General features: G+C 67.8%; 24 protein-coding genes and 1 tRNA gene. 17 read left to right on the top strand and 8 right to left on the bottom strand.

What is annotated here, in order from left to right; all coding sequences use genetic code 11:
* Nucleotides 1-33: 33 nt before the first annotated feature.
* Nucleotides 34-1,758, bottom strand: a complete 1,725-nt coding sequence (pilB, locus tag AC3WVS_RS22045; RefSeq protein WP_492320369.1) for a type IV-A pilus assembly ATPase PilB — start codon at nucleotides 1,756-1,758, stop codon at nucleotides 34-36.
* A gap of 220 nt (nucleotides 1,759-1,978) precedes the next feature.
* Between pilB and AC3WVS_RS22040 the strand changes: the two genes are divergently transcribed.
* Entirely contained in the window at nucleotides 1,979-2,137 is a 159-nt protein-coding gene (locus AC3WVS_RS22040) for a hypothetical protein (RefSeq protein ID WP_492320368.1), read from the top strand.
* A gap of 75 nt (nucleotides 2,138-2,212) precedes the next feature.
* Here the strand turns inward: AC3WVS_RS22040 and AC3WVS_RS22035 are convergent.
* Nucleotides 2,213-2,289 (bottom strand) — tRNA-Pro (locus tag AC3WVS_RS22035).
* 130 nt (nucleotides 2,290-2,419) lie between these two features.
* On the bottom strand, nucleotides 2,420-3,349 hold the full coding sequence (ispB, locus tag AC3WVS_RS22030; RefSeq protein ID WP_049800579.1) for an octaprenyl diphosphate synthase: 930 nt from the start codon (nucleotides 3,347-3,349) through the stop codon (nucleotides 2,420-2,422).
* A 530-nt stretch (nucleotides 3,350-3,879) separates the two neighbouring features.
* Between ispB and rplU the strand changes: the two genes are divergently transcribed.
* The 4 genes from rplU (at nucleotide 3,880) to proB (ending at nucleotide 6,938) form a co-directional block, all read left to right on the top strand.
* Complete coding sequence (gene rplU / locus AC3WVS_RS22025) at nucleotides 3,880-4,191, top strand: 50S ribosomal protein L21 (RefSeq protein WP_006576525.1); 312 nt, start codon at nucleotides 3,880-3,882, stop codon at nucleotides 4,189-4,191.
* A gap of 39 nt (nucleotides 4,192-4,230) precedes the next feature.
* Nucleotides 4,231-4,491: a 50S ribosomal protein L27 gene (gene rpmA, locus AC3WVS_RS22020; protein WP_010814747.1), complete on the top strand. Its 261-nt coding sequence runs from the start codon at nucleotides 4,231-4,233 to the stop codon at nucleotides 4,489-4,491.
* Between the two features lie 133 nt (nucleotides 4,492-4,624).
* Entirely contained in the window at nucleotides 4,625-5,722 is a 1,098-nt protein-coding gene (gene obgE / locus AC3WVS_RS22015) for a GTPase ObgE (RefSeq protein WP_492320367.1), read from the top strand.
* 97 nt (nucleotides 5,723-5,819) lie between these two features.
* Nucleotides 5,820-6,938: a glutamate 5-kinase gene (gene proB / locus AC3WVS_RS22010; RefSeq protein ID WP_492320366.1), complete on the top strand. Its 1,119-nt coding sequence runs from the start codon at nucleotides 5,820-5,822 to the stop codon at nucleotides 6,936-6,938.
* 80 nt (nucleotides 6,939-7,018) lie between these two features.
* Here the strand turns inward: proB and AC3WVS_RS22005 are convergent, their stop codons facing one another.
* Nucleotides 7,019-7,600 carry a CNP1-like family protein gene (locus AC3WVS_RS22005; protein ID WP_492320365.1) on the bottom strand — a complete coding sequence of 194 codons (582 nt, stop codon included), beginning with the start codon at nucleotides 7,598-7,600 and terminating at the stop codon, nucleotides 7,019-7,021.
* Complete coding sequence (locus AC3WVS_RS22000) at nucleotides 7,593-8,276, bottom strand: RNA pyrophosphohydrolase (RefSeq protein WP_010814743.1); 684 nt, start codon at nucleotides 8,274-8,276, stop codon at nucleotides 7,593-7,595. Before AC3WVS_RS22000 ends, AC3WVS_RS22005 begins: the two co-directional genes overlap by 8 nt.
* A gap of 192 nt (nucleotides 8,277-8,468) precedes the next feature.
* Between AC3WVS_RS22000 and AC3WVS_RS21995 the strand changes: the two genes are divergently transcribed.
* From AC3WVS_RS21995 to AC3WVS_RS21975, 5 genes are all read left to right on the top strand, one after another.
* Nucleotides 8,469-10,190 carry a proline--tRNA ligase gene (locus AC3WVS_RS21995; protein ID WP_035817091.1) on the top strand — a complete coding sequence of 574 codons (1,722 nt, stop codon included), beginning with the start codon at nucleotides 8,469-8,471 and terminating at the stop codon, nucleotides 10,188-10,190.
* Nucleotides 10,191-10,195: 5 nt separating this feature from the next.
* Nucleotides 10,196-10,939: a lytic transglycosylase domain-containing protein gene (locus AC3WVS_RS21990; protein ID WP_492320364.1), complete on the top strand. Its 744-nt coding sequence runs from the start codon at nucleotides 10,196-10,198 to the stop codon at nucleotides 10,937-10,939.
* Nucleotides 10,936-11,829, top strand: a complete 894-nt coding sequence (locus tag AC3WVS_RS21985; protein WP_492320363.1) for a 2OG-Fe(II) oxygenase — start codon at nucleotides 10,936-10,938, stop codon at nucleotides 11,827-11,829. The genes AC3WVS_RS21990 and AC3WVS_RS21985 overlap by 4 nt, the downstream gene beginning before the upstream one ends.
* On the top strand, nucleotides 11,826-12,656 hold the full coding sequence (locus AC3WVS_RS21980; protein ID WP_492320362.1) for an AraC family transcriptional regulator: 831 nt from the start codon (nucleotides 11,826-11,828) through the stop codon (nucleotides 12,654-12,656). Before AC3WVS_RS21985 ends, AC3WVS_RS21980 begins: the two co-directional genes overlap by 4 nt.
* An 82-nt stretch (nucleotides 12,657-12,738) precedes the next feature.
* Nucleotides 12,739-13,401, top strand: coding sequence for a LysE family translocator (locus tag AC3WVS_RS21975; RefSeq protein ID WP_492320361.1), 663 nt, complete (start codon nucleotides 12,739-12,741; stop codon nucleotides 13,399-13,401).
* 3 nt (nucleotides 13,402-13,404) lie between these two features.
* Here AC3WVS_RS21975 and AC3WVS_RS21970 read toward each other — a convergent pair whose 3' ends face one another.
* On the bottom strand, nucleotides 13,405-13,596 hold the full coding sequence (locus AC3WVS_RS21970; RefSeq protein ID WP_492320360.1) for a hypothetical protein: 192 nt from the start codon (nucleotides 13,594-13,596) through the stop codon (nucleotides 13,405-13,407).
* On the opposite strand from AC3WVS_RS21970, the gene AC3WVS_RS21965 reads away from it, so the two are divergent.
* Together AC3WVS_RS21965 and AC3WVS_RS21960 are read left to right on the top strand one after the other, a co-directional pair.
* The gene (locus AC3WVS_RS21965; RefSeq protein ID WP_492320359.1) at nucleotides 13,595-13,756 is read left to right on the top strand and encodes a hypothetical protein; all 162 of its coding nucleotides are present in this window, start codon (nucleotides 13,595-13,597) and stop codon (nucleotides 13,754-13,756) included. The two genes, AC3WVS_RS21970 and AC3WVS_RS21965, sit on opposite strands and share 2 nt — an antisense overlap.
* A 106-nt stretch (nucleotides 13,757-13,862) precedes the next feature.
* Nucleotides 13,863-14,486, top strand: a complete 624-nt coding sequence (locus tag AC3WVS_RS21960) for a LysE family translocator (protein ID WP_492320358.1) — start codon at nucleotides 13,863-13,865, stop codon at nucleotides 14,484-14,486.
* Nucleotides 14,487-14,574: 88 nt separating this feature from the next.
* On the opposite strand, the gene AC3WVS_RS21955 is transcribed toward AC3WVS_RS21960, so the two are convergent.
* Nucleotides 14,575-15,117 carry a hypoxanthine-guanine phosphoribosyltransferase gene (locus AC3WVS_RS21955; protein ID WP_492320357.1) on the bottom strand — a complete coding sequence of 181 codons (543 nt, stop codon included), beginning with the start codon at nucleotides 15,115-15,117 and terminating at the stop codon, nucleotides 14,575-14,577.
* Between the two features lie 55 nt (nucleotides 15,118-15,172).
* Entirely contained in the window at nucleotides 15,173-16,567 is a 1,395-nt protein-coding gene (ffh, locus tag AC3WVS_RS21950) for a signal recognition particle protein (protein ID WP_010814737.1), read from the bottom strand.
* 141 nt (nucleotides 16,568-16,708) lie between these two features.
* On the opposite strand from ffh, the gene AC3WVS_RS21945 reads away from it, so the two are divergent.
* From AC3WVS_RS21945 to ampD, 5 genes are read left to right on the top strand one after another with little or no spacing between them, the layout of a single operon-like run.
* On the top strand, nucleotides 16,709-17,647 hold the full coding sequence (locus AC3WVS_RS21945; RefSeq protein ID WP_492320356.1) for a cytochrome C assembly family protein: 939 nt from the start codon (nucleotides 16,709-16,711) through the stop codon (nucleotides 17,645-17,647).
* Nucleotides 17,648-17,653: 6 nt separating this feature from the next.
* On the top strand, nucleotides 17,654-17,956 hold the full coding sequence (locus AC3WVS_RS21940; protein WP_010814735.1) for a PP0621 family protein: 303 nt from the start codon (nucleotides 17,654-17,656) through the stop codon (nucleotides 17,954-17,956).
* Nucleotides 17,953-20,058: a sensor histidine kinase gene (locus tag AC3WVS_RS21935; protein WP_492320355.1), complete on the top strand. Its 2,106-nt coding sequence runs from the start codon at nucleotides 17,953-17,955 to the stop codon at nucleotides 20,056-20,058. The genes AC3WVS_RS21940 and AC3WVS_RS21935 overlap by 4 nt, the downstream gene beginning before the upstream one ends.
* A gap of 25 nt (nucleotides 20,059-20,083) precedes the next feature.
* Nucleotides 20,084-21,694 carry a sigma-54-dependent transcriptional regulator gene (locus AC3WVS_RS21930; protein WP_492320354.1) on the top strand — a complete coding sequence of 537 codons (1,611 nt, stop codon included), beginning with the start codon at nucleotides 20,084-20,086 and terminating at the stop codon, nucleotides 21,692-21,694.
* The gene (ampD, locus tag AC3WVS_RS21925; RefSeq protein ID WP_492320353.1) at nucleotides 21,691-22,308 is read left to right on the top strand and encodes a 1,6-anhydro-N-acetylmuramyl-L-alanine amidase AmpD; all 618 of its coding nucleotides are present in this window, start codon (nucleotides 21,691-21,693) and stop codon (nucleotides 22,306-22,308) included. Before AC3WVS_RS21930 ends, ampD begins: the two co-directional genes overlap by 4 nt.
* The last annotated feature ends 258 nt before the right edge of the window (nucleotides 22,309-22,566 follow it).

Below are 22,566 nucleotides of genomic sequence, written 5' to 3'. Positions count from 1 at the left end.
CTGCGTCTTGTATTTACGTTGTGTCCTGCTTCCCTAAGTGTTTGTTGTCGCCAGCACTTCTTCGAGTGACGTGACGCCCTGCTTCACCTTCAGCAGCCCCGCTTCGCGCAACGATAGCACGCCGTCCTTGTGCGCCTGCTCGGCGATTTGCAGTGCCGTTCCGTGCGTCAGGATGATCTCCTGCATGGCCTCGGTGATCGGCATGACCTGGTAGATGCCGCAGCGGCCCTTGTAGCCGGTGCCGTTGCAGCGCTCGCAGCCGACCGGGTGGTAGGGCTGCCAGCTGCCGTCCAGGTCTTGTTCGCGGAAGCCCGCCTCCAGCAGCGCCTCGCGCGGGATCTCGCCCTCGCGCTTGCAGGTGCACAGCCGCCGCGCCAGCCGCTGCGCGGTGATCATCAGCACGCTCGAGGCAATATTGAAGGCCGCCACGCCCATGTTCATCAACCGCGTCAGCGTGGTCGGCGCATCGTTGGTGTGCAGCGTCGACAACACCAGGTGACCGGTCTGCGCGGCCTTGATCGAGATGTCGGCGGTTTCCAGGTCGCGGATTTCGCCGACCATGATGATGTCCGGGTCCTGCCGCAGGAACGAACGCAGGGCCGCGGCAAAGGTCAGGCCCGCCTTGTCGTTGACGTTGACCTGGTTGATGCCGGGCAGCTGGATTTCCGCCGGGTCCTCGGCGGTGGAGATATTGATGTCGCCCTGGTTGAGCAGGTTCAGGAAGGTGTACAGCGACACCGTCTTGCCGCTGCCGGTGGGGCCGGTCACCAGCACCATGCCGTAGGGGCGCTTGATCACGTCCAGCAGCAGCGCCTTCTGCTCGGGCTCATAGCCGAGCTGGTCGATGTCGAGCTTGTCGGACGAAGATTCCAGGATCCGCATCACGATCTTCTCGCCGAACAGCGTCGGCAGCGTCGACACGCGGAAATCCACTGCCCGCTCGACCGTCTCCTTGGCGTCCTTGTCCTTGGGCAGGGCAATCAGCAGCTTCATGCGGCCGTCCTGCGGCACGCGCTTTTCAGAAATATCCAGGCGCGACAGCACCTTGATGCGGGTGGCGATCTTGTCGCGGATGTCCAGCGGCGGGCGCGCGACCTCCTGCAGCACCCCGTCCACGCGGAAGCGGACGCGGTAGAAAGTCTCGAACGGCTCGAAGTGCAGGTCGGACGCGCCGCGATGGAAGGCCTCGGTCAGCAGCTTCTGCAGGAAGCGCACCACCGGGGCGTCGTCGATATTGTCGGCGGTGGTGCGGTTGCGCTGGTTGCCGGCCGCGGCCACCGGATCGTATTCGATCATCTTGCGCTCGGCCTGCACCGGCGAGATGTTCTTCAGCGTGCCCAGGGCCTCGCCGGCGGAGCGCACGTGCTTCATCAGCTTGTCGTGCTCGACCACCACCGCTTCGACCGGCAGCTTGTACTTTTCCTTGATCGCATCCAGCCCGGCCTGGTTGGACGGGTCGGACATCGCCAGCACCAGCCGGTTCTCGCGCCGGCCCAGCGGCAGCAGCCGGTGCGCGTGGAATTCACGGTTGCCGGCCAGCAACGGCGGCACCTTGGTCAGGTTGTACTGGGCCAGGTCCAGCAGCGGCAGCTGGTACTTGTCCGCGGCAAACAGCGCCAGGTCGTGCGCGCTCATGGTGCCGCTGCCGACGATCTCGTCGATCAGCTGCGACTGCTTTTCACGCGCGGCCTGCTCCAGCTGAGCAAGCAGGGCGGGCGCGATACGCCGGCTCTGGGCCAGGGCAAGACCGAGTGTCATGGCAGGTGCGCTGTGCGGTGCGGTTAGGCGGTGGCGGATGCCACGCAGGCGGGGCGGACGGACCCACGTCCCCGGATCGGGGCAGTTTGCCGCCGGGGTCACTTTTTGTAAAGCCGACGCGGGCGCGGTGTTGGCGTTTGCGCGACACGGGCGCAACCCTACTTGCGCGGGGAAGAAGCGGCGTTTCAGGCAGCTTCCTTGCGAGCGGGGTGGTGTCCTTTTGAGAGGAATCCCTGCCCTCGCCTTTTCAATTGCCACCTTCCGGCGGCTGGTGCGCGACGGCAAGCTCGCGCCCCATGCGGAAGTGGGTCGTAGCCAGCTGTTTTCCGCGGCCGACCTGAAGGCATTCAAGCGTCAGCGCAAGGCGATCAAGGGATGAGTTGCCGGAGGATCGGGGAGGGGGGCAGAAAGACAAAAGGCCGAACCAACTGACGTTGATTCGGCCTTTTAAATCTGGTCGGGGTGAGAGGATTCGAACCTCCGGCCTCTACGTCCCGAACGTAGCGCTCTACCAGGCTAAGCTACACCCCGATTTGGTTTGCTGGCAAACGTCTGACCGTCTGCAGCAAAGAATGTAAGTTTAGCAGCGTTTTTTGGGGAATGGAAGAGGGCGAGGAAAATCGCCGTTCAGCCCGCTTCCGCTGCCTTCCCCGCGGTTGCGTCAGGACTGCCGTTGCAATGAGAACGCGCAGAGCTGGATCAGGGTTTCCTTCAGTTCCGACGGCGGGAACTGCCGTGCCGCCTGTTCGGCGGCTTCAGCCTCGCGCCGTGCGGCTTCGAAGGTGACGTCCAGCGCGCCACTGGCGTGGATTGCGGCAAACACGGCATCGAAATGCTCGGTGCCGCCTTGCACGATGGCGTCGCGCGCGAGCTGGCGCTGTTCGGGCGTGCCGTGTTCCAGCAGGTGCAGCAGGGGCAGGGTGGGCTTGCCTTCGCGCAGGTCGTCGCCGGCGTTCTTGCCCATCTGCTCGGCGCTGGCGGTGTAGTCCAGCATGTCGTCGATCAGCTGGAAGGCGGTGCCGATGCGGCGGCCATACTCTGCCGCCGCTTCTTCCATCTGGGCGTCGGCGCCGGCCAGCACGGCGCCGAGTTGCGCTGCGGCCTCGAACAGCTTGGCGGTCTTGTAGCGGATCACCTGCAGGTAGCGTTCGACGGTGACGTCGGGGTCGTGCATGTTCAGCAGCTGCAGGACCTCGCCCTCGGCGATCACGTTGGTCGCGTTGGACAGGATCTCCATGATGCGCATGCTGCCGGCATCGACCATCATCTGGAACGCGCGCGAATAGAGGAAGTCGCCCACCAGCACGCTGGCGGCGTTTCCGAACACGGCATTGGCGGTATCGCGCCCGCGCCGCAGCTCGGACTCGTCGACCACGTCGTCGTGCAGCAGGGTGGCGGTGTGGATGAACTCCACCACGGCGGCCAGCTCATGGTGGCGGTTGCCGTCGTAGCCCATCGCGCGCGCTGTCAGCAGCAGGATCACCGGGCGCAGGCGCTTGCCGCCGGCACCGATGATGTATTCGCCGATCTGCTCGATCAGGGGGACTTCAGAAGACAGCCGCTGGCGGATAACAGCATCGACCGCGCGCATGTCTGCAGCGACCGGGGCAAGCAAGGCAGTGGCGGAAGGCTGGGACAAGATGATCACCGTTACGCAAAACCGGACGATTATATGCGATGCGCGTAGCGTTCTACGTATGGCGCGCTTCTAAAGATTCGCGCTCAGGGTATGCGCTCAGGGTGTTCGCAAGGCGCGCAACTATAATGCAGCCATGAACAAGCCCGTGCCTCGTCGCCACCTGCGCCGCACCGCCCTTTGGGTGGCGTTTGCTGCACTGGCGGGATTCCTGCTCGCCGACCTGACCTGAGCCAGGGCGCGGCCCCATTGTGGCGATGCCGCCGCACACAGGCTATGTGCCTGTTTTCTTTGCCCTTTTCCCGGATCTCGTTTACAATTCCCGGTTTCCTCCGGTAGCTGCGCTCGCTTTGCGGGTTCTGACCGGCGGGAGATAACCGGGCCGCATTGAGCCCATCCAGGCGCCAGGCCGTGCGATTGACCGGCCGCGCAGGGTGCGCCAGTGCCGGCATACGGCGTTTTATTCACATCCGAGAGGTTCGACAATGTACGCGGTCGTAAAAACCGGCGGCAAGCAATACAAGGTTGCTGCTGGCGAAAAACTGAAAGTAGAACAGATACCGGCAGACATTGGCGCAGAAATCACGCTCGACCAGGTGCTCGCAGTGGGCGCCGGCGACCAAATCAAGTTTGGTACGCCGCTGGTTAGCGGGGCTTCCGTCAAGGCTACCGTTATCTCCCAAGGTCGTCACGACAAAGTGAAGATCTTCAAGATGCGCCGTCGCAAGCACTACCAGAAGCGTCAGGGCCATCGTCAGAATTACACCGAACTGCGCATCGAAGCGATCGTTGCCTGATCGATCGAGCGTAACCAGGTAAAGCGACAGGAGTAAGACATGGCACAGAAAAAAGGCGGCGGTTCCACGCGGAACGGCCGTGATTCCGAATCGAAGCGTCTGGGCGTGAAAGTGTTTGGTGGCCAGGCCATCAACGCCGGCGGCATCATCATCCGCCAACGCGGTACTCGCGTGCATGCCGGCGACAACGTCGGCGTGGGCAAGGACCACACGCTGTTTGCCCTGGTGGACGGCCACGTGCAGTTCGCCGTCAAGGGCCCTGCCAAGAAGCAGCAAGTCAGCGTCGTTCCGGCGGCCTGATAACAGCCTTTGCAGGATGAAGGCCCCGCAACGCTTGCGGGGCCTTTTCTTTTCTGGCGACAATGTCAGTTCGCCAGCCCGGTTGGAGGCTTCCAGCCGCTGATCCGCCGATCCATCACGGAAACCCATCATCATGAAGTTCATAGACGAAGCCCGAATCGAAGCCATCGCCGGCAACGGCGGCAATGGCAGCGCCTCGTTCCGGCGCGAGAAGTTTGTGCCCTTCGGCGGCCCGGATGGTGGCGATGGCGGCCGCGGCGGCAGCGTGTTCGCCGTGGCGGACCGCAACATCAATACGCTGATCGACTTCCGCTACGCCAGGAAGCACGTGGCCCGCAACGGCGAGAACGGCCGCGGCTCCGACTGCTACGGCGCGGCGGGTGAGGACATCACGCTGCGCATGCCGGTGGGCACGCTGATCACCGACATGGACACTGGCGAAGTCATCGCCGACCTGACCGAGCACGGCCAGCGCGTGTGCCTGGCCGAAGGCGGCATGGGCGGTTGGGGCAACCTGCATTTCAAGTCCAGTACCAACCGCGCGCCGCGCCAGCAGGTGGACGGCAAGCCGGGCGAGCGCCGCATGCTCAAGCTCGAGCTCAAGGTGCTGGCCGACGTCGGCCTGCTGGGCATGCCCAACGCCGGCAAGTCGACCTTTATCTCGCATATCTCCAACGCGCGCCCGAAGGTGGCGGACTATCCGTTCACCACCCTGCACCCGAACCTGGGCGTGGTGCGCGTGGACCATGAGCAATCGTTCGTGGTTGCCGACATTCCCGGCCTGATCGAAGGCGCGGCCGAAGGCGCGGGCCTGGGTCACCAGTTCCTGCGCCACCTGCAGCGCACCGGCCTGCTGCTGCATATCGTCGACCTGGCACCGTTCGACGAGGCAGTCGACCCGGTGTCCGAGGCCAAGGCCATCGTCAACGAGCTGAAGAAGTACGACGAAACCCTGTACGACAAGCCGCGCTGGCTGGTGCTGAACAAGCTCGACGTGGTTCCCGAGGACGAGCGCGCGGCCCGCGTGAAGGATTTCATCAAGCGCTACAAGTGGAAGGGGCCGGTGTTCCAGATTTCGGCGCTGACCGGCGAAGGCTGCCGCGAGCTGATCTACGCGATCAAGGACCACCTGCAGGCGATCAAGGCCGAAGAAGCCGCGGCGCTGGCCGAGCCGGACATCCGGCTGGACGAGCGCCTGCACAACGTCGACCAGGGGCCGGGCGAGGCATAAGCCGGGGCCGCCGCTGGCGCCCCACCACAGAAGAATACCCACGGACAATTCGGGCGCGGCGCCCGCCGCCGGCTGCCCGGGAGACAGGATTCCCGTCATGCAATCGGTCATCGCGCAGGCAAAGCGCATCGTCGTCAAAGTCGGCTCCAGCCTGGTCACCAACGACGGCAAGGGGCTGGACCACGACGCCATCGCCCGCTGGGCGGCCCAGATCGCCAAGCTGCGCGTGGCCGGCAAGGAAGTGGTGCTGGTCAGCTCCGGCGCCATCGCCGAAGGCATGCAGCGCCTGGGCTGGGTGCGCCGCCCGAAGGAAATCCATGAGCTCCAGGCCGCCGCCGCCGTCGGCCAGATGGGCCTGGCGCAGGTCTATGAGAGCCAGTTCGACCGCTACGGCATCCGCACCGCGCAGGTGCTGCTGACCCACGCCGACCTGGCCGACCGCGAACGCTACCTCAACGCCCGCTCGACCCTGCTCACGCTGCTGTCCCTGGGCGTGGTGCCGATCATCAACGAGAACGACACCGTGGTCACCGACGAAATCAAGTTCGGCGACAACGACACGCTGGGCGCGCTGGTGACCAACCTGATCGAAGGCGACGCGCTGGTGATCCTGACCGACCAGCGCGGCCTGTACACCGCCGACCCGCGCAAGGACCCGGCCGCGCAGTTCGTGGACGAGGCCCTGGCCGGCACCCCCGAGCTGGAAGCCATGGCCGGCGGCGCCGGCACGTCGATCGGGCGCGGCGGCATGCTGACCAAGATCCTGGCGGCCAAGCGCGCGGCCAAGTCCGGCGCCCACACCACCATCGCCTCCGGGCGCGAGGCCAATGTGCTGGAGCGCCTGGCCGCGGGCGAGGCCATCGGCACCCAGCTGCTGGCGCCGACCGGGCGGCTCACGGCGCGCAAGCAATGGATGGCCGACCACCTGCAGCTGCGCGGCCGGGTCGTGATCGACAACGGCGCGGTCGAGAAGCTCACCAGCGGCGGCAAGTCGCTGCTGCCGATCGGCGTGACGGAAGTGCAGGGCGAGTTCGCCCGCGGCGAGGTGATCGCGTGCGTCGACGCGCAGGGCAAGGAGGTGGCGCGCGGCATCACCAACTATTCCAGCGCCGAGGCGCGGCTGATCGCGCGCAAGCCCTCGTCCGAGATCGAGTCCGTGCTGGGGCACCTGAACGAGCCCGAACTGATCCATCGCGACAACCTGGTGCTGGTCTGACGGGCATACAGGCCGGGCGCAAATAAAAACGGCGGGGCTGCCAGGCAGTCCCGCCGTTTTTTATGTCGACGCTGCGCGCTTCAGCGCTTGCGCGGCGCGCGCGATTGCAGGTCGCGCACCATGGCGTCGGCGGTGCCGGCCACGGTACGGCCCTCGCAGAAGAAATCGATCGCCAGCGTGGCGGCATAGGCATTGCGCACGCCAGTCTCCATGCGGTGCCAGGTCTCGCCGTAGTCGCTGCTGTTGGGCACCCATTCCGTCGCGCCCCTGGGCAGCGTGGCGTAGAGCTTGCGCTCGAACGCATCGCAGCGCAGGCCTTCGAAGGTCACGTTGCGCGCGCCGCTCTGGCTGGTGGTGACGACCGTGTAGCGCACCACGTTGTCCTTGCCGACCGAGACCGACTTGCCGTCCACCGCGAACGACAGCGAGCCGGTGCCCGACACCGAGAACGGGATCAGGTTGGCGTCCTGCGGTGGTGCCGGCAGCATCGCCTTGGCCTCTTCAAAGGTCTTGGGCGCGAACGGGTTGAGCCAGGTGCTTTCTTCCTCCGCCATCTCCTTGCCGGTGGTCTTGCAGCCGGCCAGCGCAAGGCTGGCCGCGGCAATCAGCAATCCGGCAGCGGTCAGGCCGCGGCGGTGGCCCAGGCCGGTGAAACTAGTCATCAGTGCTCCGTGAGGTGGAAACCGGCGTTGCCGGTGAATCGTGCTCGGTCGCGTGCGCGGCCTCGGCATTGCAGTCGGCGTCGGCCTGCTGTGCCTGCTGGGCACGGCTGAGCGCCTGGCTGCGCGGCCCGCCATGCCGGCCATGCATGCCGTGGGGGCCGTGCGTGCCGTGTGTGCCATAGGGACTCAGCGGCACACGCGCGTGCCGGTTCAGGAAGCGTGACAACTCCGTCAGCGCCAGCTGGTAGACATCGCGCTTGAACTCGATCACCGCCTCCAGCGGCACCCAGTAATGACTCCAACGCCAGGCGTCGAATTCAGGGTGCTCGGTGGCACGCAGATGGATGTCACAGTCCCTGCCGGCCATGCGCAGCAGGAACCAGATTTGTTTCTGGCCCTTGTAGTGGCCGCGGATCTCGCGGCGGATGAACTTGTCCGGCACCTCGTAACGCAGCCAGTCGCGCGTGCGACCGACGATCCTGACGTGCTCCGGAAGCAGGCCGATTTCCTCATGCAGTTCGCGGTACATGGCCTGTTCAGGCGTTTCGCCGTACTTGATGCCACCTTGCGGGAACTGCCAGGAGTGTTCGCCGATTCGCTTGCCCCAGAAAACCTCGTTTCGTGCGTTGAGGAGGATGATGCCGACGTTCGGGCGAAAGCCTTCACGATCGAGCATGACTGCACCTCGAATCCTTTAGAATTACGCTGATTATAAAGGAAGCGCGCAGCCGGGCCCGGACCGGGGGATGCTGGTTTTCCCCGAGCGGAAGGGCAGTTTCAGGCGCGTGCCCACAATTCAGCGCCGCCGGCCCCCGGATTTTGCCGGGACGGATTTTCCCGAACCCGGCGGCCCAGAGAGAAATTACGGATGAAAGCCTCGCAATTCTTCATTTCCACCCTCAAGGAAGCGCCCGCCGACGCGGAAATCGTTTCGCACAAGCTGATGATGCGCGCCGGCATGATCAAGAAGCTGGGCGCCGGGATCTACAACTACATGCCGATCGGGCTGCGCGTGATCCGCAAGGTGGAGAACATCGTGCGCGAGGAAATGAACCGCGCCGGCGCGGTGGAGCTGTCCATGCCGGTGATCCAGCCGGCCGAGCTGTGGCAGGAAACCGGCCGCTGGGACAAGATGGGGCCCGAGCTGCTGCGCCTGAAGGATCGCCATGAACGCGATTTCGCGGTCCAGCCGACCTCGGAAGAGGTGGTGACCGACATCGCCCGCTCGGAAATCCGCAGCTACAAGCAGCTGCCGGTCAATTTCTACCAGATCCAGACCAAGTTCCGCGACGAGCGCCGGCCGCGCTTCGGCATCATGCGCGGGCGCGAGTTCACCATGAAGGATGCCTATTCCTTCGACCGCGACACGGACGGCCTGCGCAAGTCGTACGAGAACATGTACGACGCCTACGTGCGCATCTTTCGCCGCTTTGGCCTGGAATTCCGCGCCGTGGCGGCCGACAACGGCGCCATCGGCGGCTCGGGCTCGCATGAGTTCCATGTGATCGCCGACACCGGCGAAGACGCCATCGTCTACTGCCCGACCTCGGACTACGCCGCCAACATGGAGGCCGCCGAGGCGCTGCCCCTGCTGGCCGAGCGCGCCGCGCCCAAGGAAGACCTGGTCAAGACCTTCACCCCGGAAAAGGTCAAGTGCGAGCAGGTGGCGGAATTCCTGAACATCCCGCTGGAGCGCAACGTCAAGTCGATCGTGCTGGCCAAGGACACCGAAGCGGGCGCCGAGATCTGGCTGCTGCTGATCCGCGCCGACCACGAACTGAACGAGGTCAAGGCGTCCAAGGTGCCGGGCCTGGCCGACTTCCGCTTTGCCACCGAGAACGAGATCGTCGACGCCTTCGGCTCGCCACCGGGCTACCTGGGCCCGATCGACATGAAGAAGCCGGTCAAGGTGGTGGCCGACCGCACCGTCGCCAACATGAGCGATTTCGTCTGCGGCGCCAACTATCGCGACTACCACTACACCGGCGTCAACTGGGGCCGCGACCTGCCCGAGCCGATCGTGGCCGACCTGCGCAACGTGGTCGCCGGCGACGCCTCGCCGGACGGCCAGGGCACGCTGGAAATCTGCCGCGGCATCGAGGTGGGCCACGTGTTCATGCTGGGCACGCGTTACTCGGAATCGATGAACGCCACCTTCCTGGACGAGAACGGCAAGACCCAGCCGATGCAGATGGGCTGCTACGGCATCGGCGTCACCCGTATCCTGGGCGCGGCGATCGAGCAGAACTTCGATGAGCGCGGCATCATCTGGCCGGCCGCGATCGCGCCGTTCGCGGTGGTGATCTGCCCGGTGGGCTACGACCGCTCCGAAGCCGTCAAGGCCGAGGCCGACCGCATCCATGCCGAGCTGCTGGCCGCCGGCGTGGACGTCATCCTGGACGACCGCGGCGAGCGCCCGGGCGTGATGTTTGCCGACTGGGAGCTGATCGGCGTGCCGCACCGCGTGGTGGTGGGCGACCGCGGCCTGAAGGAAGGCAAGGTCGAGTACCAGGGCCGGCGCGACGCGCAGGCCACCGCCGTCAGCGTGGCCGACGTGGTCGGCCACGTGCGCAGCCAGCTGGCGAACTGAGCCCCATGCGCGCCGCCCGCGGCATGACCGGTGCCGCCCGCCGCTGCGCGGGCGGGCTGCTGCTGGCCGTCGCGGCCATGGCAGCCCACGCCGGCGCGCAGAAGGAAGAAGACCTCGCCGATTCCGTGCGCGGCGCGCTGGCCGCCGCCATTGCCGATGACCGGCCCACGCGGCCGGTATTCGCGTCCGGCGGCGAGCGCCTGGCCTACCTGAAATGGCTGGGCGAGATGTCCGCCCGCCTGGCCTCGCGCATCCCCGAGCCGCAGGTGCGCGTGGAACTGATCGAGGTGGCCTACTACGAGGCCAAGCGCGCCGGGCTGGAGCCCGCGCTGGTGCTGGGCCTGGTCCAGGTCGAGAGCAACTTCCGCAAGTACGCGATCAGCTCGGCCGGCGCGCGCGGGCTGATGCAGGTGATGCCGTTCTGGGTGCGCGCCATCGGCGACAGCGACCCGCGCAAGCTGTTTCACCTGCAGAGCAATCTGCGTTACGGCTGCACCATCCTGCGCTACTACCTGGACCGCGAGCAGGGCGACCTGTACCTGGCGCTGGGCCGCTACAACGGCAGCCGCGGCCGCCCCGAATACCCGAACGCGGTGCTGGCGGCGTGGAAGCGCTGGCAGTATTCCGAAGCCACGGTTACCGTTGCCGGCGACCCCGAGATCGCGCCGTCGCGCCCGCGCGCACCGGTGTCCGAGCCGCCTGCCCGCAACCCGTTCTCGTCGCAACGCGTCGCTGCCAATCCGTCATGATCCGCGAAGCCTCCGTTGCCGGCGGCAAGACCGGCTACACCGAATCCTCGCCCGAACTTGAACAATGGCTGGCCCGGCATATCGCCCAGGGCTTTGCCGCCGATGCGCTGGTGTTGTCGATGCTGCGCTCGGGCTATGACGACGCCTTTGCCCGCCAGGCCGTGGCCGCGGCCTTTGCACAAGACGCCGGTGGTGCCGCGCCGGTCCGGCCTGCGCCGGCCCGCCCTGCCGCTGCCGCCGGCACGCCCGCGGTCTACGCGGCCGATGGCGGCGACCGCCAGGTCCCGATCCTGTTCCGGCTGGCGTCGCCGCAGGTCCAGCTGTTCCAGCAACTGCTGACCGACGACGAGTGCGATGCCCTGGTGGCGCTGTCGCGCGGCCGCCTGGCGCGCTCGCCGGTGGTCAACCCCGATACCGGCGACGAGAACCTGATCGACGCCCGCACCAGCATGGGCGCGATGTTCCAGGTGGCCGAGCACGCCCTGATCGCGCGCATCGAGGCGCGCATCGCCGCCGTCACCGGCGTGCCCGCCGAGCACGGCGAAGGGCTGCAGATCCTCAACTACAAGCCCGGCGGCGAATACCAGCCGCACTTCGACTACTTCAACCCGCAGCGCCCGGGCGAGGCGCGGCAGCTGTCCGTCGGCGGACAGCGCATCGCCACCCTGGTGATCTACCTGAACACGCCCGAGGCGGGCGGCGCCACCGCGTTCCCGCGCGTGGGGCTGGAGGTGGCGCCGGTCAAGGGCAACGCGGTGTACTTCAGCTACCTGCTGCCCGACGGCACGCTGGATGAACGCACGCTGCACGCCGGCCTGCCGGTGGCATCCGGCGAAAAGTGGATCGCCACCAAATGGCTGCGCGAACGCCCGTACCGCAGCGAGGGGTGAGCCACCCCATGGCCGCGCCTGCGGCCACCCGCTGGTGGGCCGATCCCGCGCTGGCGTTCGCCGAAAGCCGGCGCGCCAGCCACAGCAGCGCCGGCTACCTGCCGCATACCCATCCCACCTTGTCGGTCGGCGCCGTCGACAGCGGCACCAGCCGCTTTGCCTGCGGCGACGAAGCGGCGCTGATCGGGCCCGGCGCGGTGGTGGTGATCCCGGCGGGCCAGGTGCATGCCTGCAATCCCGTGCCGGACGGGCGCTGGAGCTACCAGATGCTGCATTTCGATCCGGCGTGGGTCGCCTCCGTGCTGGATGAGGACGGCGCGGCACGGACCGCGCTGCCGGCGTGCGTGACGGAGTCGCCGCCGGTCTACGGGCTGGTCTGCGGGCTGAACCGCGCGCTGTTCTCGGCTGCGGACAGGGTCGAGAAGGAGGCCGCGCTGGTTGCCTTCATCGGCGACCTGCATGCCGCCATCGATACCGGCGCGGCCACGCAGACAATGCCGGCGCCCGCCGCCGTCTCCGCACGGGTGTCGCAACTGTGCGAGCTGCTGCGCGCACGCCATGCCGAACGGCTGCCGCTGGCCGAACTGGCGCACACCTGCGGCCTGAGCCGCTATCACCTGATCCGTGCCTTCCGCGCCGAGACCGGCATGACGCCGCACGCCTACCAGCTCGACCTTCGCATCCAGCACGGGTGCCGCCTGCTGCGGCAGGGCGCGGCGCTGGCCGAGGTGGCGCTGATGCTGGGCTTTGCCGACCAGAGCCACTTCCAGCGCGCCTTCAAGCAGCGCGTGGCCATGACGCCGCGCGGCTACCAGCGCGCTGCCTGACCTGGCCTGCCGCCACAGCAACTTTCTTCAAGACCGCTCGCATCCCCGCGCACGACACTGCTGGCTCTTCACGGAGGGTCGCATGGACATGTCTTTCGATCTCGGCACGCGCGCGCTGCCCTGGCAGCAGTTCGCCATGGTGGCTGGCGCGCATGCGCTGGCGCTGCTCAGCCCGGGGCCGGACTTTTTCCTGGTGGTGCGCAGCGCGCTGGTGCACGGGCCACGGCGTGCCAGCGGCGTATGCCTGGGCATCGCGCTCGGCAATGGTGTCTTTATCGGCCTGGCGCTGGCCGGGTTTGCCGCGATGCGCGACTATCCGCTGCTGTTCGCGGCGTTGCAGTGGGCGGGCTGCGCCTACCTTGCATGGCTGGGCTGGCGGCTGCTGCGCGCCAGTGGCGACGTGGCCATTCCCGCGGCGGACGGCGCCGCGCGCGCCGCGCCCGCGCCGTGGCTCGCCCAGCTGGCCAGCGGGTTCCTTTCCGCCGTCCTGAATCCCAAGAACGGGCTGTTCTATGCCAGCCTGTTCTCGGTGCTGGCCGCCAGCCGCACCCCGCCCGCGGTGCAGCTCGCCTACGGCGCATGGATGTTTGCCGTGGTGCTGGGCTGGGACCTGCTGGTGGCGCATGGCATCGGGCATCCGGCGGTGGCGGCGCGCTTCGGGCGCTCGGCGCGGTGGGTGGAGCGGCTGACCGGCGCCGTGCTGTGGCTGCTGGCGCTGGCCGTGGCCTGGCACGCTGCCCGCTGAGCGTCACGGCGGCTCCGGCGCGGCGCCGTGACGCAATACGCGCCGCAGGGCCTCATCGTCCAGCCGCTGCATGCCGTGCATCCAGCCGCCGAGCAGCGTCAGCAACTCCAGCAGCGCATCGATGCGCGCCAGCAGGTGGGGGGCGTCCTCAGCCGCGCCGGCTTCCTGCCGCATCGAGCTGGAGGCGCGCGACATGGCGTCGGCCTTCCGCTACCTGGAAGCATTGCAGGCCGCGCCCGGCCTGGCCGCGACGCTGACGCAGAGCGCGATCAAGGCAAACGATCCGCAGCAGCCGCTGGCGGTGAAAGCTGCGCGTTTCATTGGTGCGCAAGTCCATCAGCCCGAAGCAAGCTGACCGGCGGCCGGCGGCATCCCTGTATCGGCGTATTTTCATCAAAGTGTACCGGTACTGTACCGTTGGCTGACCGTAGACTGATTCCCCGAATGCCCTGGAGTCAGTCATGGAAGTATCCCAACTCGCCGCCGGAACCGGTGTCTTCGCCGCCTTTGCCGGCTTTGCGCTGGTGTCGTCGATCACCCCTGGTCCCAACAACACGATGCTGCTCGCCTCGGGCGTGAACTTCGGCTTCGTGCGCACGGTGCCGCACCTGCTCGGTGTCAGCATTGGCTTTGCGCTGATGGTGGGGCTGGTCGGGCTGGGGCTGGGATCAATGTTTCACGCCTTCCCGTGGACCTGGCAGGTGCTGCGCGTGGTGGCGACGGTCTACCTGATATGGCTGGCGTGGAAGCTGGCCACCGCCGGCGGCGTGCAGGACCAGCAGGTGGCGCGGCCGATGGGCTTCTGGGCCGCGGCGGCGTTCCAGTGGGTCAATCCCAAGGCGTGGGTGATGGCGGTGGGCGCGTGCAGTACCTACGTGCTGCACGGCAACCTGTGGCTCAACGTGCTGCTGCTGGCGGGGATCTTCGGGGTGGTGAACCTGCCCAGCGTGGCGATGTGGGCACTGTGCGGCTCGGCGCTGCGGCGCTGGCTGGCGCGTCCGCGGGTGCTGCGCGCGTTCAATATCGGCATGGCCTTGCTGCTGCTGGCCTCGTTGTGGCCGATCCTGGCGCCGCACCAGGCCTGACCAATGGGGTTGCTCCCCTCCCCATGAACCGATTGTTTGCTCCCTCTCCCGCTTGCGGGAGAGGGAGCAAACCGAGAGGCGACCTAAATCACACCAGCGCGCGGATCGAGTCCAAGTTACGCCAGTAGCCCTTGGCATCCATGCCGCACCCAAACACATAGCGGTCCGGCACGGCAAAGCCGCAGAAGTCCGGATGCATGGGCTTGATCTTGGTCAGCGTCTTCTCGCACAGCACCGCGGCATGGAATTCCTTGGCGCCCATGTCCATGATGCGCTCGCGGATCGCGGCCATGGTCTCGCCTTCATCCAGGATGTCGTCCAGCACCAGCACCACGCGGTCCTTGACCGACTCGCGCGGGGCCACGCGCCACTGCATCTCGCCGCCCACGGTCTTGTTGTTGTAGCGCGAGAGGTGGATGTAGTCGAACTCCAGCGGGAAGGCCAGCTTGGGCAGCAGCATGCCGGTGAAGACCACCGCGCCGCCCATCACCGACAGCACCAGCGGGAAGGCATCGCCCATCTTGGCGGTGATTTCCGTGGCCATGCGGTCCAGCGACTCCTGGACTTCCGCGGCGGAGACGATTTCTTCGGAGTTGGCCCACAGCTCGCGGGCCTGTACGGCGCTCATCATGATGTCTTTCCTGTTCTTTTGCGGGGGAGGCAAGTCGGGGTGCGACGGACGGATTCTAGCGGTTGAAGAGGCCCTTCATGCCGCCCTTCATCGCGCCCATCTGGCGCATCATCTTCATCATGCCGCCGCCCTTGAGCTTTTTCATCATGGACTGCATCTGGTCGAACTGGTTGAGCAGGCGGTTCACTTCCTGCACCGGCACGCCGGCGCCCGCGGCAATGCGGCGCTTGCGGCTGGCCTTGATCAGCTCGGGCTTGGCGCGCTCGGTCGGCGTCATGCTGTTGATGATGCCTTCCATGCGGGCCACCTGCTTCTCGGCCTGGTCCATGTTGGCGCCCTGCGCCTGCTGGGCGAACTGCGCCGGCAGCTTGTCGACCAGGCTGCCCAGGCCGCCCATCTTCTTCATCTGGCCGATCTGGGCCTTGAAGTCTTCCAGGTCGAAGTCACCGGTCTTCTTGATCTTCTTGGCCAGCTTCTCGGCCGCTTCCATGTCCACGCCGCGCTGGGCTTCCTCGACCAGCGCGAGGATGTCGCCCATGCCCAGGATGCGCTGGGCCATGCGGTCGGGGTAGAAGGGTTCCAGGCCGTCCAGCTTCTCGCCCACGCCGACGAACTTGATCGGGCGGCCGGTGATATGGCGTACCGACAGTGCCGCGCCGCCGCGCGCATCGCCGTCCAGCTTGGTCAGCACCACGCCGGTCAGCGGCAGGGTGTCGTTGAAGGCCTTGGCGGTGTTGACGGCATCCTGGCCGAGCATGGCGTCGACCACGAACAGGGTCTCGGCGGGCTTGAGCTCGGCGTGCAGCGCGGCGATTTCCTGCATCATCAGCTCGTCGATACCGAGCCGCCCGGCCGTGTCGACGATCAGCACGTCGTGGTAGTGCTTGCGCGCCCAGTCCACCGCCGCGCGGGCGATGTCCGCCGGCTTCTGGTCCGGCTGCGACGGGAAGAAGTCAGCGCCGACTTGCTCGGAAACCGTCTTCAGCTGGGCGATAGCGGCGGGGCGGTAGACGTCGCACGAGACCGTCAGCACCTTCTTCTTTTTGTTTTCCTTGAGCCACTTGGCCAGCTTGCCCACGGTGGTGGTCTTGCCGGCGCCCTGCAGGCCGGCCATCAGGATGATGGCGGGCGGCTGCACGGCCAGGTTCAGCTCGGCTTCCTTGTTGTTGCCGCTGGCCGCGTCGGCGCCGCCGATCACGGCGGTCAGCTCGCGCTGGACCACGCCGACCAGGGCCTGACCCGGGGTGAGGCTGCTGACAACCTCCTCGCCCATGGCCTTTTCCTTCACGCGGGCAACGAATTCGCGCACGACCGGCAGCGCCACGTCGGCTTCGAGCATGGCAAGGCGCACTTCGCGCAGCATCTCGGCGGTGTTGGCCTCGGTCAGGCGCGCCTCGCCGCGCATGGTCTTGACCACACGCGCCAGGCGTTGAGTGAGATTGTCCAGCATGGCAGGAATCGGGGGAGAAGTCGGAGCAGGGCTCGGGGCTGAAATCGGAGGCAGTCTTGCACACGGGGCGGACCTGGAACACCGGTTACACCGGTTCAAGCGGGCCGCCACCGTCCGTGGGCACTAAGGTAAACTGCGTAAATGGTCATTGTACTGTATGCCCTGACGGCACTTCTCTATTGCGGCCTGGCCTTTCACGGCTGGGCCACGCGCCACCCACGCGTTGCCACCGCTGCCGGCCCGGCAGGGGGGGCGAGCTCGGCCGTGCTGGTGGCCGGCGGCGGCCCCATCCCCCCGGCGGGCGGCGCGCACGGCGAAGGGCGCCCGGCCTGGTGGCACGTGCTGATGCTGGCGGCGCTGGCCAGCCACGGCATGCTGCTGCATGAAACCATCTTCCCGGCCGAGCGCATGATGTTCGGCTTTGCCTTTGCGCTGTCGGCCATGCTGTGGCTGGGCGTGGGCATCTACTGGATAGAAAGCTTCTTCTTCTCGCTGGCGGGCTTGGGGCTGATCGTGATCCCGGTGGCGCTGGTGGCCAGCCTGATGCCGCTGGCCTTCCCCGGCTCGCAGATCCTGGGCTACGCGGCGCGGCCGCTGTTCAAGCTGCATTTCATCATCGCCAACGTGGCCTACGGGTTGTTCACGCTGGCGGCGTTCCATGCCTTCCTGATGCTGCTGGCCGAACGGCGCCTGCATGGCTTCCGGCACGCGCCGGCGCGGCCGCCGGAGCAGCAACCCAGCGAATGGCTGGGCCGCTGGCTTGACCTGCTGCCGCCGCTGCTGACGCTGGAGAAGCTGCTGTTCCGGCTGATCGGCGCCGGCTTTGTGCTGCTGACGCTGACCATCGGCTCGGGCCTGCTGTTCTCTGAAGACCTGTTCGGCCGCGCCTTCCGGCTGGACCACAAGACGGTGTTCGCGCTGATCTCGTGGGCCATGTTCGGCGGCATCCTGGCCGGGCGCATCTTCCGCGGCTGGCGCGGCAAGGTGGCGCTGCGCTGGGTCATCGCCTCGTTCGGCATCCTGCTGCTGGCCTATGTCGGCAGCCGTTTCGTGATTGAAGTCGTCCTGCATCGCCTCTGATTCCCCATGGCACGTATCCTGATCCTGCTGGCCGTGGTGCTGGGCGTCATCTGGTGGCTGCGCGCCCGCGCCGAGGCCCGGCTGGCTGAACACCGCGCACGCCAGGCCCGCGAGGCCAGCGAGCGCACTGCCGCCGCCGGCCCGGCCGACGCCACCGCCGAACCGATGGTCCAGTGCGCCCAGTGCGGCGTGCACCTGCCGCAGGGCGAGGCCATTGCCTGGCGCGGCCTGCATTACTGCCGCCGCAGCCACCTGCCGGACGAAAGCCGGGCCGAGGGCAGCGACAGCAGCAGCGGCCCCCGCCCATGACGGAGCCGGCGTCGTCGGGCTGGCAGCGGCTGAACGCCTGGCGCGGCCTGGCCCAGCTGTGGCGCCAGCCCGAACCGCCTGACTTCCACTGGCGCCTGCTGCGCTATTTCTGCTGGACCCGCGTGGCCGTGGGCCTGCTGCTGGTCGGCTTTGCGCTGATGCGGCGCGGCGAGCCGGCATCCGTCTCCGCCATCACGAATGCGATCCCGCCCGTGCCGTTCGACCTCGGGGGCCTGGGCGGCATCGAGCACGCGGCGGCCATGACCATCGCCGTGCCCTATCTTGGCATTGCCGTGGCGATGCTGGCCGGCACGCTGTGGCGCCGGCACTTCCACCTGCGCGTGCGGGTGCAGGTGCTGGCCGACCTGGCCCTGCTGGCGCTGGTCTTCAGCGTGCTGGGGCGGGGCGGGCAGGCCGAGGGCCTGGCCATGATCTTCCTGCTGCCGGCGCTGGAAGCCGGCGCACTGACTAGCCTGCTGTTCGCGTTGTTTGCCGCGTCGATCTCCGCGCTGGTGGTGATGAGCGGGCCCTTCATGCACACCATCCTGCTGCGCCAGGCCGATGCCGGGCTGCTGGGCTCGGGCCTGTTCGGCCTGGTGTTCATGATCGCGGCGCTGCTGATGTATATGCTGGCCAACCGCCAGCTCGCGCAGGAGCGCCTGGCGCTGGCGCGCGAGCAGGAGCTGCGCCTGCAGCAGCTGGTCAACCGGCTGATGGTCAACGACATGCAGGACGGCGTGATGCTGGTGCGCGCCAACGGCGCGGTGGTGGCCGCCAACCCCGCGGCGGTGGTGCTGCTGGGCGTGCAGCCGCATGAGCGCATCTACTCGCGCCGGCTGGGTGGCGCGGCAGGTCAGGGCGGAGAAGCTGTGCTGTTCGACCTGCGCCGCATCCCGCGCCTGCAGCCGCTGATGGAGATGCTGCGCGACTGGCTGCACAGCAAGGACGACGTGCCGCGCATCCTGCAGCTGCTGCCGATGGCGTCCGGCACCGCGCTGGCCGACGGCACTATGCAGCACACCCGGCTGCGGCTGCGCTTTGTGCTGCCGGGGCTGGCAGGATTGCGCTCGACCATGGCGCATGGCCGCACCGTGCCGGCCACGCTGGATACTGCCGCCTGGAGCGAACTGTCGCCCGAAGCCGCCGGCCGCCTGCGCCTGGCCATCGCCCAGAACGAGGCCATGGCCTGGTCGCAGGAGGATGAGGCCCTGTTGCGAAACGAGATGCGCGACACCGTGCTGGTCCATATCGAAAGCTGGGAACGCATCGCCGAGCAGGTGCAGCAGGAAAAGCTGGCCGCCATGGGCCGGCTGGTGGCCAGCATCGCTCACCAGATCCGCAACCCGCTGGCAGCGATCAGCCAGGCCAGCGAACTGCTGGGCGACTCTGGCCGGCGCGATCCCGGCGCGCAGGACCATGGCGGCGCCGACGTCGATATCGACGCCCGCCTGCTGCGCATCATCAACGACAACGTGCGCCGGCTGGACCAGGTGGTGTCAGACGTGCTGCAGATGTCGCGCCGCCCGCGCACCGGCCGCAGCACCGTGCACCTGGCGCAGGCGCTGCCCGAGATCGTCGAGCGCTGGCGCGCCGAAATGCGCTCGCGCCGCCCGCGCGCCGGCGAGACCCGCCCGGCGGGCCGGGCCGACATCAACGCCAATGCCATCCGGCTGACCGTGGACGTGGCCCAGCCGGTGGTGTTCGACGCCTCGCAGCTGCAGCAGGTGCTGGGCAACCTGCTGGACAACGCCTGGCGCTACTGCAGCCGGCTGCCGGGCTCGATCCGGCTGCTGGCGCATGCGCTGGACCAGCACCATGCCGAGCTGATCGTCTGGAACGACGGCGCGGAAGTGGCGCGCGAGCACCAGCGCAGCCTGTTCGAACCGTTCTTCACCAGCAACGCCCAGGGCACCGGGCTGGGCCTGTTCATGGCGCGCGAGCTGTGCGGCGCCAATGACGCCCAGGTGCGCTACGGCGCCATCGCCTTGCCGGCGCTGCTAGAGCGCACCGGCATGCTTGCCGCCGCCGCGCGCGATACACTGCCGGCCAAGGCGTTCGTGCTGACGCTGCGCATCGAGAGTGCCGATGCGGCCGCCGCCTGACCTGTCCCAACCCAGCCACCACCCCATGCCACCCCGAATGTCCCGAGCGCCCGATCCCATCCTGGTCATCGACGACGAGGCCGACCTGCGCGAGCTGCTGGACATCTCGATCCGCCGCATGGGCCATGACGTGGTGCTGGCCGGGTCGCTCGCCGAGGCGCGCGAGAAGCTGGCGCAGGGCCGCTACAGCCTGGTGTTGACCGACATGCGCCTGGGCGACGGCCTGGGCATCGAGATCGTGCGCCAGCTGTCGGCCGCGCCGGAGCGCATCCCGGTGGCGGTCATCACCGCCTACGGCAGCGCCGACAACGCTGTGGAAGCACTCAAGGCCGGCGCCTTCGACTACATCGCCAAGCCGGTCTCGCTGGAGCAGCTGCGCAGCCTGGTGCTGAACGCGCTGGGCCGCCAGCAGCGCGACAGCACCGATGCCGAAGCCGCCGCGGCCGAGCAGGCCGCAGACCGCGCCGCCGCCCTGCTTCCTGGCCATTCCGCCGCCATGCAGGAGGTGCGCCGCTCGCTGTCGCGGCTGGCGCGCAGCATGGCGCCGGTGGTGATCAGCGGCGAATCCGGCAGCGGCAAGGAGCGCGCCGCGCGCGCCATCCACGCCACCAGCGGGCGCGCCGCGCATCCGTTTATCGCCGTCAACTGCGGCGCCATCCCCGAGAACCTGATGGAGTCCGAGTTCTTCGGCCATGTCAAAGGCGCCTTCACCGGTGCCGACGGGGAGCGTGGCGGCTTCTTCCAGTCCGCCAACGGCGGCACGCTGCTGCTCGACGAGGTGGCCGACCTGCCGCTGCCGATGCAGGTCAAGCTGCTGCGCGCGCTGCAGGAGCGCCGCGTGCGCAAGATCGGCGCCAGCCGCGAAGACGCCGTCGACGTGCGCGTGATGTGCGCCAGCCACAAGGACCTGGCGGCGATGGTGGCGGCCGGCCAGTTCCGGCAGGACTTGTACTACCGCCTGAACGTGCTGGCGCTGCGCATGCCCACGCTGCGCGAGCGCGGCGAAGACATCCCGGTGCTGGCGCACGCCATCCTGGACCACCTGGCGGTGCGCTACGGCGACCCGCGCCCCAGGCGGCTGTCGCCGGCGGCGCTGCAACGGCTGGTGGCCTATCCCTTCCCCGGCAATGTGCGCGAGCTGGAGAACCTGCTGGAGCGCGCCTACGCCTTTGCCGAGAGCGAAGAGATCGAGCTGGCCGACCTGGGCCCGCTGGACGCCGGCGCCGAGCGCGCCGGGCTGATGCATGCCCCGGCGCCGGCGATGGCGCCCACCAACTATTCCGCCCCCTGGGGCGCCGCAGGCATGTGGGCGCCAGTGCCGCCGGCCGCCGCGCCCGCGCCGGCCCCGGCAGAGCCGCCCCCGGCCAGCGCGCCCGAGCCCGAGCCCGCCGGCGATCCCGCCGAACGCGCCTGCCGCGGCATCGTCTTCCCGATCGACCTGCAAGCCAGGCTGGAAGCCGTGGAGCGCGAGCTGATCCTGCAGGCGCTGGCGCAGACCAACTTCAACCGCACCGCGGCCGCGCCGCTGCTGGGCCTGAACCTGCGCCAGCTGCGCTACCGCATCCAGCAACTGGGCATCCGCGAAGCCATGGACGCCGCCGACCGTAGCACCGTGGAAGGCGAGGGCACGCCATGACCAAGCCCGCGCACCGCTACCTGCCCGATGCCGACGGCTGGGTCCCCGCCGCGCGCCGCGTGCCGTCGCCCAACTTCGACGCGCGCCCGGCCGGCATGCCGGTGGACCTGGTGGTGCTGCACAACATCAGCCTGCCGCCTGGCCAGTTCGGCAGCGGCGACATCGAGGCCTTCTTCCAGAACCGGCTCGATCCCAACAAGCACCCGTTCTTTGCCACCATCCACCAGGTGCAGGTGTCCGCGCACTTCCTGGTCACCCGCGAGGGGGAGCTGGTGCAGTTTGTCCCATGCACGCAGCGGGCCTGGCACGCCGGGCAGTCAGACTTCTTCGGCCGTGCCCGCTGCAATGATTTTTCCATCGGCATCGAGATCGAGGGCTGCGACGACCTGCCGTTCACCCTGGCCCAGTACGACACCGTGGCCGCGCTGGTGCCCGCGCTGCTGGCCGCCTACCCGGTGCGCGCGATTGCCGGCCACAGCGACATCGCCCCGGGGCGCAAGACCGATCCCGGCCCGCATTTCGACTGGGCGCGCTTTGCCAGGCAGGCGGGCGTGGCGCCGGGCATGTTGCCCTACCAGTGCCCGGGCGCGGCTGGCCAGGTGACGAATCCTTAACCTCATTCCCCATCCCCGTGCGCCCCGTTCCGGCGCACATGCCCCACCTCCGGGTGGGGCTATCGCAACGTCGCAACAATCAAAAAAATTTTTGTGAAATGTGCAGTTGCGAACGGTCTGACGAAAACCCTTGCGAGTACTAGGCTTGCGGGCATGTGGCGTTGCCGCATCGGCGCCACCGCCCCCGAAAAAGCGCTTGTCAAGACTGGTCATTCGGATTCGTTTCACTATACTTAGCCCAGTTTCACGCATCACACA

Source organism: Cupriavidus sp. CPT47-8839-RL05A, assembly GCF_058792255.1.
The sequence above is the reverse complement of the archived record's forward strand: the minus strand, read 5'-3'. Positions and strand labels throughout refer to the sequence as shown.

What these genes read in the sequence shown, in the direction of transcription:
- AC3WVS_RS21985 (WP_492320363.1), top strand. Translation starts at nt 10,936, where the DNA reads ATGATCCGCGAAGCCTCCGTTGCCGGCGGCAAGACCGGCTACACCGAA.
- proB (WP_492320366.1), top strand. Translation starts at nt 5,820, where the DNA reads ATGCAATCGGTCATCGCGCAGGCAAAGCGCATCGTCGTCAAAGTCGGC.
- ispB (WP_049800579.1), bottom strand. Translation starts at nt 3,349, where the DNA reads ATGCGCGCGGTCGATGCTGTTATCCGCCAGCGGCTGTCTTCTGAAGTC.
- AC3WVS_RS21990 (WP_492320364.1), top strand. Translation starts at nt 10,196, where the DNA reads ATGCGCGCCGCCCGCGGCATGACCGGTGCCGCCCGCCGCTGCGCGGGC.
- AC3WVS_RS22005 (WP_492320365.1), bottom strand. Translation starts at nt 7,600, where the DNA reads ATGACTAGTTTCACCGGCCTGGGCCACCGCCGCGGCCTGACCGCTGCC.
- pilB (WP_492320369.1), bottom strand. Translation starts at nt 1,758, where the DNA reads ATGACACTCGGTCTTGCCCTGGCCCAGAGCCGGCGTATCGCGCCCGCC.
- obgE (WP_492320367.1), top strand. Translation starts at nt 4,625, where the DNA reads ATGAAGTTCATAGACGAAGCCCGAATCGAAGCCATCGCCGGCAACGGC.
- AC3WVS_RS21970 (WP_492320360.1), bottom strand. Translation starts at nt 13,596, where the DNA reads ATGTCGCGCGCCTCCAGCTCGATGCGGCAGGAAGCCGGCGCGGCTGAG.
- AC3WVS_RS21965 (WP_492320359.1), top strand. Translation starts at nt 13,595, where the DNA reads ATGGCGTCGGCCTTCCGCTACCTGGAAGCATTGCAGGCCGCGCCCGGC.
- rpmA (WP_010814747.1), top strand. Translation starts at nt 4,231, where the DNA reads ATGGCACAGAAAAAAGGCGGCGGTTCCACGCGGAACGGCCGTGATTCC.
- AC3WVS_RS21940 (WP_010814735.1), top strand. Translation starts at nt 17,654, where the DNA reads ATGGCACGTATCCTGATCCTGCTGGCCGTGGTGCTGGGCGTCATCTGG.
- AC3WVS_RS21995 (WP_035817091.1), top strand. Translation starts at nt 8,469, where the DNA reads ATGAAAGCCTCGCAATTCTTCATTTCCACCCTCAAGGAAGCGCCCGCC.
- AC3WVS_RS21975 (WP_492320361.1), top strand. Translation starts at nt 12,739, where the DNA reads ATGGACATGTCTTTCGATCTCGGCACGCGCGCGCTGCCCTGGCAGCAG.
- AC3WVS_RS21955 (WP_492320357.1), bottom strand. Translation starts at nt 15,117, where the DNA reads ATGATGAGCGCCGTACAGGCCCGCGAGCTGTGGGCCAACTCCGAAGAA.
- AC3WVS_RS21935 (WP_492320355.1), top strand. Translation starts at nt 17,953, where the DNA reads ATGACGGAGCCGGCGTCGTCGGGCTGGCAGCGGCTGAACGCCTGGCGC.
- AC3WVS_RS21945 (WP_492320356.1), top strand. Translation starts at nt 16,709, where the DNA reads ATGGTCATTGTACTGTATGCCCTGACGGCACTTCTCTATTGCGGCCTG.
- ampD (WP_492320353.1), top strand. Translation starts at nt 21,691, where the DNA reads ATGACCAAGCCCGCGCACCGCTACCTGCCCGATGCCGACGGCTGGGTC.
- AC3WVS_RS21960 (WP_492320358.1), top strand. Translation starts at nt 13,863, where the DNA reads ATGGAAGTATCCCAACTCGCCGCCGGAACCGGTGTCTTCGCCGCCTTT.
- rplU (WP_006576525.1), top strand. Translation starts at nt 3,880, where the DNA reads ATGTACGCGGTCGTAAAAACCGGCGGCAAGCAATACAAGGTTGCTGCT.
- ffh (WP_010814737.1), bottom strand. Translation starts at nt 16,567, where the DNA reads ATGCTGGACAATCTCACTCAACGCCTGGCGCGTGTGGTCAAGACCATG.
- AC3WVS_RS21930 (WP_492320354.1), top strand. Translation starts at nt 20,084, where the DNA reads ATGCCACCCCGAATGTCCCGAGCGCCCGATCCCATCCTGGTCATCGAC.
- AC3WVS_RS22000 (WP_010814743.1), bottom strand. Translation starts at nt 8,276, where the DNA reads ATGCTCGATCGTGAAGGCTTTCGCCCGAACGTCGGCATCATCCTCCTC.